This window comes from Selenomonas sp. F0473 (genome assembly GCF_000315545.1).
In the GTDB taxonomy this organism is placed as follows: Bacteria; Bacillota; Negativicutes; order Selenomonadales; family Selenomonadaceae; genus Centipeda.
The window spans coordinates 1,965,329-1,981,143 of sequence record NZ_JH992902.1; the positions used below are offsets into that span (position 1 = coordinate 1,965,329).

A 15,815-nucleotide genomic window follows, 5' to 3' on the forward strand; every position below is an offset into this window, starting at 1 on the left:
GCCGTCATTACTGGGAGACGAATATTATTAGGACTTTTGTGTCTGATTGTTGTATCGTGAGAATTATTGTAAAATAGAAAAGTAATATAGAGTCGAATGAGAGGAACCCATATGAAACGTCGGATCTGCGGAATGATGCTTTGCTCGTTGATTTGCTTCGGCGGCGGATACGTTCACGCCGCGCCGGGCGACGAGAGTCGGCAGGAACAGCTGGACGAGGCGCGGCGCCGGGAAGCCGAGCGCGAAGCGCGGCGCCTCGAGCCGTCGGTCCATCTGACGCCCGGAGACGAGGGGACGCAGCCCGCGGAGACAGAACCGAGCGGCCGAGCCTTTCCCATCCGTGAAATCGCGCTGCGCGGCTCCGACGGCGATCAATGGAACTTCCTCACGCGCATCACGAAACGGTACGAGGGCAGGGAACTGGATCTGAGCGCTGTGAACGCACTGCTGCGCGAACTCAATCAAAAGTTGAGATGCGCGTCGGCGGCAATCTGAATATCGAGAGCCTGCAGGAAAAAGACGACTACAGAGAAAAGAACTCCTCGTCGGGCTTTAACATCAGCGCATCCGTAACCGGCGGGAAGATCAATGTCAAAGATCCCGACATCGGCGCCTCCTACAGCAGAGGGAAGATCGACTCCCGCTGGAAGAGCGTCACGGGACAGGCGGGCATCTACGCGGGCGCAGACGGCTTCGACATCCGCGCAGAGAAGAACACCGACCTCAAGGGCGCCGTTATCGCAAGCGAAGCGACCCCCGAAAAGAACAAACTCACGACGGGAACCCTTACCTATGACAATATAGAGAACAGCGCCTCCTACAGCGCAGGCAGTAAGGGAGTCTCCTACCGTAAATTCGCAAACGGCGCGTACGGCGCAGGAGAAGGCTACAACATGAAAGGGCTGACGCCCGTCCTTTCTGTTCCCGCGAGAGGCGATGCAGACAGCACAACCAAATCTGCGATTGCCCCGGGGAGTATTGACGTGCGCGAAAACCCGCATCAAGACCTCTCCGCACTCAATAGAGACACGAGCAACGCGTTGAACGAGCTCGGGAGAATCTTTGACAAAAAGAAAATAGAAGAACAGCAGGAGCTGGCAAGCGTCTTTGGAGAAGAGGCGTTTAAACTCGCGCATAAACTCCCGAACGACGGCAAAGGAACGAAAATCCTTGTCCACGCGGCCATCGGCGGCATCATGAGCAGCATCACGGGGGCGGGCTTCACATCGGGCGCCGCAGGTGCGGGCCTCAACGAAGCCGTGATTAAAGAAATTGACAAGATTGCCAAGCATGATCCCGGCGCGGCACAAATCGTCAGTGCTATCGTCGGTGCAGCGGCAGCCAGAGCAGCCGGTGGGAACGCGGCAGCAGGCTCCGCAGCGGCGGCAAGCGGGACGAAGTGGAACTACTTTCTCATAGAGCACCCGGAGGCATTTGACTTTGATAAATTGGCGCAAAAAACGTTAAAAAGAAAAGATGGCAAAGAGCTTTCTGAAGATGAAGTCTTGAGACTGCTCCAAGGTGTATCTGATGTCTTTGCGGAACATGAACCAACCCTTTCAAACACTTTGAATGCTCAATCAGAAAGTGTAAAAAATTATAAGTATGCAGTTCAGTATCTAATGAACCAAGGTATAACTGGGGAAAGTGCAAATGAATTCTTAAAGGGGTATAACAAATATCTCCGAGAGCAGATGGACTGGGAATCATCTTATAATCCAATTGGAGAGTTTGATGGTAGGGGAAATTATGTACTAAAGCGGGCATACACTCATGGTATTCAAGCATATCGACCTCAGAAATTTTGGGGGATTGATCTCAAAACAATGGAGTTGATAGAACCTCCTGTAGGTGACAAAGATAATGATGGGAGTAATGTAAACCCAAAGGATACTCCCCCAAAAAAAGATACAGAATCCATTCATAACATTCTGGATGCCGCCGGTTTTATTCCCGGAATCGGAACGCCGGCAGGCTTGATAGACGCAGGCATATATACGTTTAAGGATGGGGATTATACGTCTGGGTTTATTGCTGCTGCGACAAGTATCCCCGGTCTAAAACAGGCAAAAGGTGTAGCGTCCATAGTAAAGAGAACGATGCCGATACTCACAAAAGCCGAAAAGATCGCAAAAGAAAGTAAGCTCCTGACGTCGGCAGGAAAATTCAGAGAAAAGGAGTTGGAAGAAGGCTACCTGACCTATGTTGCCAGAAAGGAAAAACAGGGCGCCCCTCCGCGCGATCGTATCGATTGGAAAGAAGCACGCGACTATTTCCTAAACGACTCGCCCATGGCACGAGGGAATAAATTCAATAACACGGCAAACGAAAAGGAATGGTATCCGTATAATGAAGTAAATTTGGAAAATAGGAAGCGGCTCGATTCCTATAATCCGGAGAAAGGAGAGATTGTATCGCGCAAAGCGACGGATCTGGAGATGATAGATATGAAGACCTTTGAATCTTATCTGCGGGAATTGAAGAATAAATACCCGCCCGGCACGAAGATACGGTCGAACAAATATGACCAGATAGACGGACAAGAACTGCACGGCACGCAGATCTTGGAGATTCCCGCATCCAATCGAAATTTTGAAAGGATTGATGAATATGTAGCGTTGGCAAGAGATAAATATGGCATTACAATTAGATTTCGGGAGGAATAGATCATGGAACGTTTTCCGAACACCGCAATGAGAGATGTTTTAAGCAGCATCAACTTCGTGGAGCGCTATCAGTCCCTCTGCGCACAATACGATTTCAGTGTAGAAGAGGGATTCGGAAATTATGATAATCAACGCGTACTAGAGATTCTTTCGGAGGTGGGGTATCAAAATGTAAAATTTTGGAAGAGCGAAAACTTCTTTCGCTCGACAAACAAGCACGGGATTTATGAGTTTCGGTATCACATAGAGACAAAATCCGGTATGATTGATTTGATGTGGTATGCTAGGAGAGACAAGAAGTATTATGCCGGTGATCGGCTTACCAATTTAGAGAACTTTCTGTTCAACCCGGAAAAAAGGCACACGAGACCCGTCTTTCGTAATTATGAAGAACTCAAAGATTTTCTTATCATCGGGCATCAGCTGCAAGAGGACATAACGGCGGCTTTCTTGAAGGCGCAAGGAATATCCGATTGATACCAATTTAATCCGAAAATCTATTTACCTGTCTCGGTACGGCAGCGTACTAGGCAGTATTGACGTGCGCGAAAACCGGGATCAAGACCGGGCCAGTCTCAGCAGAGACACGAGCAATGCGCTGACCGAGCTCGGGAGAATCTTTGACAAGAAGAAAATTGAAGAACAGCAGGAACTGGCAGGCGTATTCGGTGAGGAAGCGTTTAAACTCGCGCATAATCTCAAGGATGACGGCAAAGGAACGAAAATACTTGTCCACGCGGCCATCGGCGGCATCATGAGCAGCATCACGGGGGCGGGCTTCACATCGGGCGCCGCGGGGGCAGGCCTCAACGAAGCCGTGATTAAAGAAATTGACAAGATTGCCAAGCATGATCCCGGCGCGGCACAAATCGTGAGCGCCATCATCGGTGCGGCCGCAGCAAAGGCTGTTGGTGGAACAGCAGGAGCGGGCGCGAGTGCGGCCGCAAGCGGGACGAAGTGGAACTTGGAACTTGATTTCCATGCCATAGATATCAGAAAAAATAGTGAAGATACTATGTTAAAACAATTCGATGAAGAGTATCGTGCACAAAGTGAAGAAGGCGGTGATTACCCTGAAGAAGATATACCATTCGCTTTACATAGATTACAATCTGCGAACGATACAGCCAAGTTTCTAGGTCAAACACCGTTAGCCGCAGAATTGGTAGATGTCTTTTTAGATCAAGAATTTAGCGAACATGGTATTACAGATGTAGAGTATACAGAACATGGGTGTCCTGTCCTAACATTTGGCCATGATTCTGTTGTTAATCGTGTTTTAAGAGAAGCACCTTTTAATAAGGAACTCGTTAAAGATATGATGGAAACTGAAATATATAGAAATGGGCGTGTAGATATTCCAACAATTTTTACTTCATATAATTTTTATACTAAGGGACTTGATGCCGCTCTTGGCTTGGGGACGGCGGCAGTAATAGTTTCTTTACGTAAAGGTGAGGAGAAGGTAGAGGCAAAAATCGAAATAATGGATAATTGGAATCATGATCTGAAAGAAGCCTTTTTAGGTGGATTTTTCTTTAAGGATGCCTATGTTTTACAGCAATCAGGGGCAAGGTCGACGTTTGCATATAGAACAACTTATGATGTAGAGTATCCTCTAGATGAATTGAATTAAAATGGAGACAATAAATGAAAAATCGTATAGGGCTTATTTTTCTTATCATAGCATGTTTGCTGAGTGTTTCTATAGCCTTTTTATACCGATTTCCTTTTAGGATTCAAGACCCTTGGAATAGCCTATATGTGGGATTCTTTCGCTATGAGATGCCGTTTAGTCAGCATATGTTATGGGATAAGGGTAAATCGGTTTCATTGGAATCATTTTGTTTTTCTTATCGCTATGAGTATCCCAATATTTATACTTATGGTGCAAGTGGGTATACTAAACTGTGTATTTCCCCTTTCAGAGAGTACGTAGAAAAAGTCGTGAATAGCGTATATTATAAAAATAATCCAGAACTGTATGGGAGTAATGCATATAGTTCGTTAGAGGAATTACAATACGCATATGGAGATAAATTACGGATTAAAATAAATCTAAAAAACCTATCTAGTGAAGATCAAAATATTTTTCTTGAACTCAAAAAAGAGGTAGAGGAGACGCCGATGAAAATGGAGCGCTATTTGAAACGATATAATTACGATGAAAAAAAGGATAGGGAAGTGATAGAAGCGTTAAAATGGTTGTAGAAAAATATGAGAAAACATAATGAACTTACTTTGATTTAAACTTTGCAGGAAATAAATATCTATACAAAGCAAATAAAATAACAGATCAAACATATAAAATTTCCTAAGCCCTATTGATGCCAACGATCCCGACATCGGCGCCTCCTACAGCAAAGGGAAGATCGACTCCCACTGGAAGAGCGTCACGGGACAGGCAGGCATCTACGCGGGCGCAGACGGCTTCGACATTCGCGCAGAGAAGAACACCGACCTCAAGGGCGCCGTTATCGCAAGCGAGGCGACGCCCGATAAGAACAAACTCACGACGGGAACCCTTACCTATGACAATATAGAGAACAGCGCCTCCTACAGCGCGGGCAGCAAAGGGATTTCCTACCGTAAATTCACAAACGGCGCGTACGGCGCAGGAGAAGGCTACAACATGAAAGGGCTCATGCCCGTTCTTTCCGTTCCCGCAAGAGGCGATGCAGCGAGCACAACCGAATATCATAAAGATAAAGACCGTCTCGCCGCCAAAAAATTTTATAGGAAAACAATCGAATATGCCGCCATGGGGGCGGCTTTTTCTTTTGCCGTATATCTTAAATGCCCGCCGTATCCTTCGGCGAGAGGTTTTGAGAATCACCCTCCCTGTGATATAATGGCAGGGACTGCGAAGGAGGAAAATATATGAAGATAGATGACGTCATGCACGGATTTCGGCTGCTGCATTCGGAGGCAATCAAAGAGGCGAACGGGACGGGACATACCTTCCGGCACGAGAAGACGGGGGCGCGTCTTTTTTTCCTAGAGACGGCGGACGACAATAAGGTCTTTTCGATCAGTTTCCGCACGCCGCCGACGGACGACACGGGCGTGGCGCATATCATCGAGCACTCGGTGCTCTGCGGGTCGCGCAAATATCCGCTGAAGGAGCCGTTCGTGGAGTTGGTGAAGGGCTCGCTCAATACGTTCCTCAACGCGATGACGTTCCCGGATAAGACGATGTACCCCGTGGCGAGCCGCAACGCGCGCGATTTTCAAAATCTGATGGACGTCTATCTCGACGCGGTATTTTACCCCGCGATGCGCGAGAATCCGCAGGTGCTCATGCAGGAGGGCTGGCATTACGAACTGGACGATGCCGAGGCGCCTCTGCGTTACAGCGGCGTCGTCTACAACGAGATGAAGGGCGCGCTCTCCGCGCCCGACGACCTGCTCGGCAGCCGCATCATGGCGGCGCTCTATCCCGACACGACGTACGGCTATGAATCGGGCGGCGACCCGGACGCGATCCCCTCGCTCACGCGCGAGATGTTCCTCGACTTCCACGCGCGCTATTACCATCCGTCGAACAGCTATATCTATCTCTACGGCGACGTCGATATCGAGGAGAAACTCGCGTATCTTGACAGCGCCTACCTCTCGCATTTCGACCGGATCCCCGTGCCCTCGCGCATCGAGCGGCAGGCACCATTCGCATCGCGCGCGGTCAAAGAACATTTCTATCCCATCGGCGCGGAGGATTCGCTTGAGGAAAATGCGTTCCTCTCGCTCAGCTGGGTCATCGGCGATACGACGGATATGAAACGCGTGACGGCGCTCCAAATCCTCGACCATGCGCTGCTCAGGATGCAGGGGGCGCCGCTGCGGCAGGCGCTGATCGACGCGGGGCTCGGGCGGGACGTTGATTCGAACTATGAGAGCGACGTTCTCCAGCCGTTCTTCAGCATCGTCGTGAGCAAGTCGGAGACGGCGCGCGCAGACGAATTCGTCCGCGTGGTAAAGGAGACGCTGACGCGCCTTGCGGACGGCGGGCTGGATCATACACTCATTCGGGCGTCGCTCAACACGCTGGAGTTCCGTCTGCGCGAGTCGGATTTCGGCAGCTCGCCCAAGGGGCTCATCTACGGCATCCGCATGATGAAGACGTGGCTCTACGACGGCGCGCCCGAGACATACCTGCGCTATGAGGATGTGCTTGCCGCGTTAAAAGAAGGTCTGGAGCAGGGCTATTTCGAGCGGGTCATCCGGGAGGCGTTCCTTGAAAACCCGCACGAAGCACTCGTGACGCTCGCGCCGAGCCGTACGGTCGGCAGAGAGCGCGAGGCGGCGCAGGAAAAGATCCTCGCCGAGAAAAAGGCGGCCATGTCCGCTACGGAAATCGAAGGCGTGATCCGCGACTGTGCCGCGCTCAAGGCGGCGCAGGAGGCGCCCGATACGGAGGAGGCGCTCGCGTCGATCCCCATCCTCGCGCGGTCGGACATCCGCCCCGACGCGGAGCCCCTGCCGCTCGAGGTGCGCGACATTGCGGGGACGGAGGCACTCTTCTCAGATATTGAGACGAACGGCATCGTCTATCTGAATTTCTACTTCCCGATGGCGGCGGTGGCACAGCGCGATCTGTCGTACGCGTACCTCCTCGCGGAGATGTTCGGTTCGGTCGATACGGCGCGGCGCGGCTACGCGGAACTGGCGGTGCAAAAGAGCCTCTATACGGGCGGCATCGGCGCCGACATCGTCGCCTATACGCGCGCAGGGGAGCCGGATTCTCTCATGCCGCGGCTCAAGGTGCGCGCGAAGGCGCTGCGCGAGAATCTCCCGCGGCTCCTCGATCTCCTCGCGGAGATGATGACCGAGAGCGATTTCTCGGGCGCAAAGCGCGTGCGCGAGCTGATCGACGAAGAGAAGACGGGCATGGAACTGTCGCTCCAGCGCGCGGCGAATCAAGTGGTCGCATCGCGCATCGCGGCGTATCTGACGCCGTCCGGACGCTACGCGGAGGCGGGCGGCCTGCCGTTCCACGACTTCCTCGCCTCGTTCAAGGAGGATTTTGAGGCACGGCACGCGGAGATGCGGGAGGTATTCGCGCGCATCCTGCCGCAGATCTTTAACCGCAATCATCTCATGGTTGGCATCACGGCGCCCGCGGCCGTATATGACGAGATTGCGGCGCATCTTGCAGCGTTCCAAGAAAAACTCTCGGCGGCGCGGTTCCCGGATGCGCCCTATACGTGGGAGATTGCGGCGCGCAACGAGGGCCTCACGACGCAGAGCCGCGTGCAGTACGTCGCGAAGGGGGCGAATTTCATCAAGCTCGGGCACCGCTATACGGGCGCGCTCCGCGTACTCGAGACGCTCCTGCGCTACGATTATTTCTGGACGCGCATCCGCGTGCAGGGTGGGGCGTACGGCGCGATGACGCAGTTCAACCGCAACGGGTTCATGGTGCTCGCGTCCTACCGCGACCCGAACCTCGCGGAGACGCTGCGCGTATTCGACGAGACGGCGGACTATATCCGCGCGTTCGACGCGTCCGACCGCGAGATGGACAAGTTCATCATCGGCACGATGAGCGGCGTCGACGCGCCGCTGACGCCGCAGATGAAGGGGGATACCGCGGCGACATTCTATCTGCGCGGCATTACGCAGGAAGATCGGCAGCGTGCGCGCGACGAAATCCTGACGGCACGGCAGGCAGATATCCGCGCGCTCGCGCCGCTCGTAGCGGACGCCATGCGGGCCGACGTGCGTTGCGTCCTCGGCGGCGAGGAGAAGATACGCGAGAACGCGGCGCTCTTCGGAGAGGTGCGCCCCGCGCTGCGCGCCTGAGCGTCTGCAAAGTCTTTGACATTTCCCGCGGGGCGTGGGATAATGGCGGCAGATGATTTTGAGGAGGAGTATTCCATGAAGAAGCCTATTTTCCGCGGTGCGGGCGTCGCCATCATCACGCCCTTTACCGAGACGGGCATCAACTATCCGGAACTCGGGCGCATCATTGAAGACCAGATTGCGGGCGGAACGGACGCCATCATCATCACGGGCACGACGGGCGAGTCCTCAACGACCTCGGACGAGGAACATAAGGAGGCCATCCGCTATACCGCCGCGCAGGTGAAGGGGCGCGTTCCCGTCATCGCGGGGACGGGCTCGAACGATACCGCGTACGCCGTGCAGCTCTCGCAGTATGCGGAGCGCGTCGGCGCGGACGCGCTGCTCCTCGTGACGCCGTATTATAACAAATGCACGCAGAACGGCCTCATCGCGCACTATGCGAAGATTGCGGACAGCGTCGGCATTCCCTCCATTCTCTACAATGTGCCGTCGCGCACGGGGGTGTGCATTCGGACGGAGACGTATGCCGCGCTCGCAAAGCACCCGCGCATCGTCGGCGTCAAGGAGGCGAGCGGCGATCTCTCGGCGATCCTGCGCCTGCGCGCGGCGGTCGGGGACGAGCTCGTCCTCTATTCGGGCAACGACGATCAGATCGTGCCGATCCTCTCGCTCGGCGGGCAGGGGGTCATCTCCGTGCTCTCGAACGTCGCGCCGCGCGTCGCGCACGATATCTGCCAAAATTATTTCGACGGCAATGTCCTCGACGCCGCGCGGCTTCAGATTTCGTACGCCGACCTCATCGACGCGCTCTTCTGCGAGGTCAATCCCATCCCCGTCAAGACTGCGATGCGGATGCTCGGCTACGATACGGGCGGCCTCCGTATGCCGCTCTCGGAACCCGAACCCGCGCACGCCGCTCAAATCGAGGCAGCGCTGCGGGCGCATGATTTAATTAAATAAAAACGTTTGACAGACGCCCCCATTTCATGTAAGATATGCAAAACATATGAAATGGGGGCGATTTAGTATGATATTCAAAAAATATATTGCCGCGGGGCTTCTCGGGGGCGCGGCGCTTCTTGCTGCAGCGGGATGCGGGGGCGTAAATCAGGCGCAGGAACAGCATGTGTGGCGTGTGGGGACGGATGCGAGCTATGCGCCGTTCGGGTTCCAAGACGAGAAGTCCCACGAGTACGTCGGCTACGACATCGACATCATCCGCGCGATTGCGGAGACGCAGGGGCATGAGGTCGCGATCAAGAACCTCAACTTCGACGGGCTGATTCCGGCACTCCAAACGGGCGACCTCGACATCGCGATATCGGATATGACGATCAGCGAGGACCGCGCCAAGACCGTAGATTTTACGGATTCGTACTATAAGGCGGGGCTGAGCATCGTCGTGCGTGCGGATGAAACGCGTTACGACAGTTTTGACGATCTGCGCGGCCAGAAGGTCGGCGTGACGATCGGCTCGACGGGCGCCGAGGTCGGCGCGACCATTCCCGCGGTGCAGCTGCGCGAGTACAGCACCATCGCCGACGCGTTCCTGGATTTGCAGAACGGCGGCGTCGACGCCGTTGTGAACGATACGCCCGTAGACGAATACTATGTGCAGAACAAGGGCAAGGGCATCGCGAAGGTCGTGCCCGCGCAGATCAATCAAGAAGACCTCGGCATTGCCGTCAAAAAGGGGAACGCCGCTCTGCTCGAACAGCTCAATGCGGGGCTGCGCACAATTAAGGAAAACGGGACGTATGCGAAAATCTACCGCAAATGGTTCGGCAAGGAGCCGCCGGCTGAGTGAGCGGCGCAGCGAGGGGGGAACGTCTTTGAACGCGATAGAGCAGCGGCTTGCAGAGCGCGACGTACTGATACTGGACGGCGCGTTCGCGACGGAGCTGGAGGCGCGCGGGTTCTCCGTGAACGATGCCCTGTGGTCGGCGAAGGCACTCTTTGAGCGCCCCGATCTCGTGCGGGACATTCATCTCGACTACCTGCGCGCGGGGGCGGACGTCGTGACGAGCGCGAGCTATCAGGCGACGGTCGAGGGCTTTATGAAAAAGGGCTTTACGGAGGAAGAGGCCGCCGCGCTCATTGTAAGGTCTGTGGAAATCGCGCGCGAGGCGCGCGATATTTACTGCTTGACTATCCTTGCCGACGAATACCACGCGCAGGAGGCGCGGGAAGAGGGCTGTGCGGAGCAGCGGGGAACTATCGGAGGGGAGCCGCTCGTCGCTGCGTCCGTCGGCCCCTACGGCGCATATCTTGCCGACGGCTCGGAGTACCGCGGCGATTACGGCATGGATGAGGACGCGCTCACGGTATTCCATGCGGAGCGCCTCACGCTTCTCGCGGAGGGGCAGCCCGACCTCCTCGCGTGCGAGACGCTGCCGTGCCTCACGGAGGCGCGGGCGATCGTGCGGGCGCTGCGCGAAAAGGAGATACATATTCCCGCATGGTTCTCGTTCTCCTGCCGCGACGGGGCGCATATCTCCGACGGCACGCCGATCGCGGACTGTGCGCGCTTCCTCGCTGATGTGCCGGAGGCCGCGGCGGTCGGCGTGAACTGTACGGCGCCGCAGTACGTTGAATCATTGATTCGGACGATCCGCGCGGAGACGGACAAGCCGATCGTGGTCTACCCGAACTCGGGAGAGAACTACGATGCGTCGGATAAGACGTGGCACGGCAGCGCGGAGGATTTCGCCGCCGGGGCGCGGCGCTGGCGCGCAGCCGGCGCGCGGCTCATCGGCGGGTGCTGCCGCACGTCGCCGCGCGACATCGCGGGCATCGCCGCGTGGGCGAAAGCATAGCGAAATTGATAAGAGGATTGCCGCATTGAGGATTCTTTGGATGCGGCAATCTTTTTGTCTGTCGGGAGGGCGTATGGGGATATGAAAAATATGCGGGTTTTATCCTATTTGGATTGATTCGCAGGATGCTGCCGCCGTTCCCCATAATCCCAGGCATGACAATAGATTATCCGAATTTTTCATTAACGGTTATTGCTATTCATTTTGTTAGAGGGTATAATAGAAATTGAGTTTTTATACAGCGATAAAATGTATGATTGGATTGAGATGACCTTATGAATTTTGATATGAACCTGGTGTTCAATTCGTTCCCGCTGCTGCTGGTCGGCGCGGGAGTGACGATACAGATCACGGTGCTCTCCACGACGATCGGCTTTATCGTCGGTCTGATCGTGGCCGTGGCGCGGATATCGAAACTGCGTCCGCTCCCTATGCTGGCGGAGGTCTATGTGGAGTTCTTCCGCGGGACGCCGCTGCTCGTGCAGATATTCCTCTTTTACTTCGCGCTGCCCGTGGTCACGGGACAGCGCATCGATCCTTTCATCGCTGCGATTTCGGCCTGCGGCATCAACTCCGGCGCGTATGTGGCGGAGATTTTTCGCGCGGGCATTCAGTCCGTCGACGCGGGACAGATGGAGGCGGGGCGCTCGCTCGGCATGACGTGGATGCAGACGATGCGCTACGTCATCGTGCCGCAGGCGTTCAAGCGCGTCATTCCGCCGCTCGGCAACGAGTTCATCGCGATGCTGAAGGATTCGTCCCTCGTCTCGGTCATCGGGTTCGAGGAGCTGACGCGCCGCGGGCAGCTCATCATCGCCAAGACCTACGGTTCGATGGAGATTTGGCTGAGCGTTGCGGTCATCTATCTCGCGATGACGCTCACCATCTCGCGCCTGGTCGCGTATCTGGAACGGAGGTGTCGGGTCAATGATTGAAATCAAGGGACTGCGCAAATCATTCGGCCGGGACGAGGTCCTCAAAGGAATCGACCTCTCCGTTGCGGAGAAGGAGGTCGTCGTCATCATCGGTCCCTCGGGCTCAGGCAAGAGCACGCTGCTCCGCTGCATGAACCATCTCGAGGAGCCGACGGCGGGCGAGGTCGTCGTGGACGGCATCACGCTCTCGAGCGAAGCGAATATCAACAAGGTGCGCGAAGAGGTAGGCATGGTGTTCCAGCGCTTTAACCTCTTTCCCCATATGACGGTGCTCGAAAATATCATGCTCGCCCCGCGCAAGGTGCGTCATACGGAACGCGTGCAGGCGGAGCAAACGGCGCGGCGGCTGCTCGCGCGCGTGGGGCTGGCGGAAAAGGCGGACGCCTATCCGGACAATCTCTCGGGCGGGCAGCAGCAGCGCGTCGCGATTGCGCGGGCGCTCGCGATGCACCCGAAGGTGATGCTCTTTGACGAGCCGACTTCGGCGCTCGATCCCGAGATGGTCGGCGAGGTGCTCGACGTCATGCGGGCGCTTGCGAACGACGGCATGACGATGGTCGTTGTCACACACGAGATGGGATTTGCCCGCGAGGTGGGCGACCGCCTGCTCTTTATGGACGAGGGGCGCATCGTCGAGTCGGGCGTGCCGCGGGACGTGTTCGAGCATCCGCAGGAGGAGCGCACGCAGATATTCCTTTCGAAGGTGCTGTAGTCGATGCGTCTGCGCGGTATCATGATGCTTCTCACGGCGTCCTTCTTTTGGGGGACGACGTTCGTGGCGCAGATTGTGGGCATGGAGGGGCTCGGGCCTTATACGTATGCGGCGCTGCGGTTCGCGCTCGGCGTCCTGTGCCTCTTGGCGCTATGGCTCGCATACGGCGGCAAGCGCGCGCAGATGCGGCGGGCGGGGACCTATCGCTCGGGTTTTCGCGCAGGCGTCTCGGTGGGTCTGGCGATGTTTGTCGGCGTGACGCTGCAGCAGGTCGCTATGATCTATACGACGGCGGGCAAGACGGCGTTCATTACGACGCTCTACATCGTCCTCGTGCCGATCGGGGCGATGCTGCTCGGGCAGCGTATCCGCCTCGTCAACTGGCTGGGCGCGGTCTTTGCCTTTGCCGGAGTATACTTCCTCTCGGCCTACGGCGAGATGGAGCTCAATGCGGGCGATGTGCTCGTATTCATCAGCGCGTTCTTTTGGATGACGCAGATTCTCCTCATTGACCGTTTCGCGCGTGCGGTGGACGGGATCGAGCTCTGTCTTTCGCAGCTGATCGTCTGTACGATCGGCAGCATCGTGCTCGCTGCGCTCTACGAGACTTGCACGTGGGCGGCGGTGCGCGGGGCGGCGGCGCCGATCCTCTACGGGGGGATCCTTTCCTGCGGCGTCGCCTATACGTGCCAGATCCTTGGGCAGGCATATGTGCGTCCCGCGCAGGCGGCGGTCATCCTGTCGCTGGAAGCGGTCGTTGCCGCTGTCGCGGGCCGTCTCGTCCTCGGGGAGGTCATGGCGCCCGTGCAGATCGCGGGCTGCGCGCTGCTCCTGGCGGGCGCGCTCATTACGCAGATGCCCGAGGATACGTTTTCGCGTCAATCGCCGCACACGCGGTGACGTCATAAGGAGTCTATTATGCCGACAGAGGGAATTGTCAAACCGAAAATCACCATCAAAGTGGTCGGCGTCGGCGGCGGCGGCAACAATATCGTGCGCTGCGTGCGTGAGAAATACAACCTCGATCTCACGCTGATCGGCATCAACTCGGATATGAGGCAGCTTCACGCGCTCTATAAGGAGGGCATCTCCGTCCTGCCCCTCGGCGAGAAACTGACGAACGGGCGCGGTACGGGCGGACGCGTCGAACTGGGGGAACAGGCGGCGCGCACGGAGGAAAAGAAGATCCGCAGCACCCTCGAGGGAGCCGATCTCGTCATCATCGCGGCGACGATGGGCGGCGGGTTCGGGACGGGGGCGGCGCCCGTCGTCGCGGAGATCGTTCACGATCTCGGCATTCTCTCGATCGGCGTCGTCACGACGCCTTTTGCCTTCGAACTGCCGCGCAAAATGGCCACGGCGCAGGAGGGCATCGTGCGGATGCAGGCGCTCACCGACGCGTGCATCACCGTCCGCAATGAAAACCTCATGAAAATCGCGCCGAACCGCAGCATGTCCTTTGTCGAGGCGTTTGCGCTTGCCGACGAAGTACTGCGCCAGACGGTCGGCTGCGTGGCGGAGTTGATTCTGACGACGGGCGTCATCAACGTGGACTTTTCCGATGTGACGACGATCTTCCGCCAGAGCGCGTCGAGCGACGCGCTGCTCGCCATCGGGGTCGACGATACGCCGCAGAAAGCCATCCGCAGGGCGATCGAAAGCCCGCTCATTGACCGCAGTATTACGGGAGCCCGCGGCGTCGTGCTGAACCTTACGGGTGATCCGAAGATGAGTCTGCGCGATGTCGACGAGGCGGTGCATTTCATTCATAAGAGCGCGCATCCCGAGGTCAATATCATCGCGGGGCTCGCCGTGCAGCCGGAGATGGCGGGCAAGGTGCAGGCGACCGTGATTGCGACGGATTTCGACGACGGCAGCGCCGTCCGTAAACAGGAGGACGCGGCGCCGCCCGAGAGCGCGGTGCCGGCCGATACGTTCGATTTTGATATGCCGTCGTTTATGCAGAATCCGCCGCCGTCCAAGCCGGGGATCGGCGGCGCCTTTGCCATTCCTCCGTTCCCGCCGCATCGGACATAGACGCCGGTTTCGTCGCGTATGTGAAAGGAGGAACGCGGATGAAGGAACTCCTGCATGAGATGCACGCGTGGATGAACGGCTATATGCGTTCCTATCACACGGACGATGCGGAGGTCATGCGCGGGATCCGGCTCAAGGAGATCCACACGGGCTATGTGACCGCGAATGCGCGGGCGCTCGCGCGGCACCTCGGCTGCGGCCTGCACGACACGGCGCTCGCGGAGATCATCGGGCTCTTCCACGACGTGGGGCGGTTTCGCCAGTACGCCGTCTATCGGACCTTTAACGACGCGCAGTCGGAGGATCATGCGGAACTGGGGCTGAAGGTGCTTGACGGGCTCGATTTTATGGATCGGCTCAGTGCGGCGGACGCCGATCTCGTCCGCTTTGCGGTTAAGTATCACAATAAAAAGGAAATTGCGGCGACCGACGATCGGCGCAGGCTCTTTTTTGCAAAACTTATCCGCGATGCGGATAAACTGGATATTTACCGTGTTCTGCTGCCGTTCCTAACGCCCGAGGGGGCGGATAAAGCGCCGAACTTCGTGCCGTCGGATGCGGCGCAGGAGGTCAGTCCGGACTTTATCGCGGACTTTGCGGCGGGGCGGCAGGCGGATTACTATCGGCTCAGGACGCACGGCGACCGCAGGATTGTGCGGCTGATGTGGATCTACGATATCAATTTCGTATGGACGCTGCGGCGCATCCGCGACCGCGGCTATATCGACGCGTTTATCGAGAGTCTGCCCGCACAGGCGGGTATCGCCGCAGGCGTTGCGCGGCTGCGCGCCTATGTGGCGCGGCGCTGCGGCGAAGAGGACCAAGCGGAATTATACGGATAAGA

15 protein-coding genes are annotated in these 15,815 nt (G+C 56.7%); all 15 read left to right on the forward strand.

Going from position 1 to position 15,815, the window contains the following annotated elements; genetic code table 11:
* Nucleotides 1-111 precede the first annotated feature (111 nt).
* A complete protein-coding gene (locus HMPREF9161_RS09125) occupies nt 112-495 on the forward strand; it encodes a POTRA domain-containing protein (RefSeq protein WP_009729377.1) in 384 nt (127 codons plus the stop codon).
* Entirely contained in the window at nt 474-2,666 is a 2,193-nt protein-coding gene (locus HMPREF9161_RS09915; protein WP_009729378.1) for a hemagglutinin repeat-containing protein, read from the forward strand. Before HMPREF9161_RS09125 ends, HMPREF9161_RS09915 begins: the two co-directional genes overlap by 22 nt.
* A gap of 3 nt (nt 2,667-2,669) precedes the next feature.
* A complete protein-coding gene (locus HMPREF9161_RS09135; protein WP_009729379.1) occupies nt 2,670-3,143 on the forward strand; it encodes a hypothetical protein in 474 nt (157 codons plus the stop codon).
* A gap of 64 nt (nt 3,144-3,207) precedes the next feature.
* Nucleotides 3,208-4,302: a hypothetical protein gene (locus tag HMPREF9161_RS10100; RefSeq protein ID WP_009729380.1), complete on the forward strand. Its 1,095-nt coding sequence runs from the start codon at nt 3,208-3,210 to the stop codon at nt 4,300-4,302.
* 14 nt (nt 4,303-4,316) lie between these two features.
* Nucleotides 4,317-4,877: a hypothetical protein gene (locus HMPREF9161_RS09975; RefSeq protein ID WP_009729381.1), complete on the forward strand. Its 561-nt coding sequence runs from the start codon at nt 4,317-4,319 to the stop codon at nt 4,875-4,877.
* 421 nt (nt 4,878-5,298) lie between these two features.
* On the forward strand, nt 5,299-5,550 hold the full coding sequence (locus HMPREF9161_RS10105) for a hypothetical protein (protein ID WP_037348727.1): 252 nt from the start codon (nt 5,299-5,301) through the stop codon (nt 5,548-5,550).
* The gene (locus HMPREF9161_RS09150; protein ID WP_009729382.1) at nt 5,547-8,468 is read left to right on the forward strand and encodes an insulinase family protein; all 2,922 of its coding nucleotides are present in this window, start codon (nt 5,547-5,549) and stop codon (nt 8,466-8,468) included. The genes HMPREF9161_RS10105 and HMPREF9161_RS09150 overlap by 4 nt, the downstream gene beginning before the upstream one ends.
* Before the next feature lie 75 nt (nt 8,469-8,543).
* Nucleotides 8,544-9,431, forward strand: coding sequence for a 4-hydroxy-tetrahydrodipicolinate synthase (gene dapA / locus HMPREF9161_RS09155; RefSeq protein ID WP_009729383.1), 888 nt, complete (start codon nt 8,544-8,546; stop codon nt 9,429-9,431).
* Nucleotides 9,432-9,498: 67 nt separating this feature from the next.
* A complete protein-coding gene (locus HMPREF9161_RS09160) occupies nt 9,499-10,278 on the forward strand; it encodes a basic amino acid ABC transporter substrate-binding protein (protein ID WP_009729384.1) in 780 nt (259 codons plus the stop codon).
* 25 nt (nt 10,279-10,303) lie between these two features.
* Complete coding sequence (gene mmuM / locus HMPREF9161_RS09165; RefSeq protein ID WP_009729385.1) at nt 10,304-11,287, forward strand: homocysteine S-methyltransferase; 984 nt, start codon at nt 10,304-10,306, stop codon at nt 11,285-11,287.
* 275 nt (nt 11,288-11,562) lie between these two features.
* The gene (locus tag HMPREF9161_RS09170; protein ID WP_009729386.1) at nt 11,563-12,222 is read left to right on the forward strand and encodes an amino acid ABC transporter permease; all 660 of its coding nucleotides are present in this window, start codon (nt 11,563-11,565) and stop codon (nt 12,220-12,222) included.
* Nucleotides 12,215-12,934 (forward strand): amino acid ABC transporter ATP-binding protein, encoded by a 720-nt coding sequence (locus HMPREF9161_RS09175; RefSeq protein WP_009729387.1) that lies wholly within the window; start codon nt 12,215-12,217, stop codon nt 12,932-12,934. Before HMPREF9161_RS09170 ends, HMPREF9161_RS09175 begins: the two co-directional genes overlap by 8 nt.
* Nucleotides 12,935-12,937: 3 nt before the next feature.
* The gene (locus HMPREF9161_RS09180) at nt 12,938-13,834 is read left to right on the forward strand and encodes a DMT family transporter (protein WP_009729388.1); all 897 of its coding nucleotides are present in this window, start codon (nt 12,938-12,940) and stop codon (nt 13,832-13,834) included.
* An 18-nt stretch (nt 13,835-13,852) separates the two neighbouring features.
* Nucleotides 13,853-14,971, forward strand: coding sequence for a cell division protein FtsZ (locus HMPREF9161_RS09185; RefSeq protein ID WP_009729389.1), 1,119 nt, complete (start codon nt 13,853-13,855; stop codon nt 14,969-14,971).
* Nucleotides 14,972-15,009: 38 nt separating this feature from the next.
* Entirely contained in the window at nt 15,010-15,813 is an 804-nt protein-coding gene (locus HMPREF9161_RS09190) for an HD domain-containing protein (RefSeq protein WP_009729390.1), read from the forward strand.
* The last annotated feature ends 2 nt before the right edge of the window (nt 15,814-15,815 follow it).

Excerpts from the sequence above, each read along its gene's own strand:
- HMPREF9161_RS09125 (WP_009729377.1), top strand. The coding sequence starts at position 112 with ATGAAACGTCGGATCTGCGGAATGATGCTTTGCTCGTTGATTTGCTTC.
- HMPREF9161_RS09915 (WP_009729378.1), top strand. The coding sequence starts at position 474 with ATGCGCGTCGGCGGCAATCTGAATATCGAGAGCCTGCAGGAAAAAGAC.
- HMPREF9161_RS09135 (WP_009729379.1), top strand. The coding sequence starts at position 2,670 with ATGGAACGTTTTCCGAACACCGCAATGAGAGATGTTTTAAGCAGCATC.
- HMPREF9161_RS09975 (WP_009729381.1), top strand. The coding sequence starts at position 4,317 with ATGAAAAATCGTATAGGGCTTATTTTTCTTATCATAGCATGTTTGCTG.
- HMPREF9161_RS10105 (WP_037348727.1), top strand. The coding sequence starts at position 5,299 with ATGAAAGGGCTCATGCCCGTTCTTTCCGTTCCCGCAAGAGGCGATGCA.
- HMPREF9161_RS09150 (WP_009729382.1), top strand. The coding sequence starts at position 5,547 with ATGAAGATAGATGACGTCATGCACGGATTTCGGCTGCTGCATTCGGAG.
- dapA (WP_009729383.1), top strand. The coding sequence starts at position 8,544 with ATGAAGAAGCCTATTTTCCGCGGTGCGGGCGTCGCCATCATCACGCCC.
- HMPREF9161_RS09160 (WP_009729384.1), top strand. The coding sequence starts at position 9,499 with ATGATATTCAAAAAATATATTGCCGCGGGGCTTCTCGGGGGCGCGGCG.
- HMPREF9161_RS09170 (WP_009729386.1), top strand. The coding sequence starts at position 11,563 with ATGAATTTTGATATGAACCTGGTGTTCAATTCGTTCCCGCTGCTGCTG.
- HMPREF9161_RS09175 (WP_009729387.1), top strand. The coding sequence starts at position 12,215 with ATGATTGAAATCAAGGGACTGCGCAAATCATTCGGCCGGGACGAGGTC.
- HMPREF9161_RS09180 (WP_009729388.1), top strand. The coding sequence starts at position 12,938 with ATGCGTCTGCGCGGTATCATGATGCTTCTCACGGCGTCCTTCTTTTGG.
- HMPREF9161_RS09185 (WP_009729389.1), top strand. The coding sequence starts at position 13,853 with ATGCCGACAGAGGGAATTGTCAAACCGAAAATCACCATCAAAGTGGTC.
- HMPREF9161_RS09190 (WP_009729390.1), top strand. The coding sequence starts at position 15,010 with ATGAAGGAACTCCTGCATGAGATGCACGCGTGGATGAACGGCTATATG.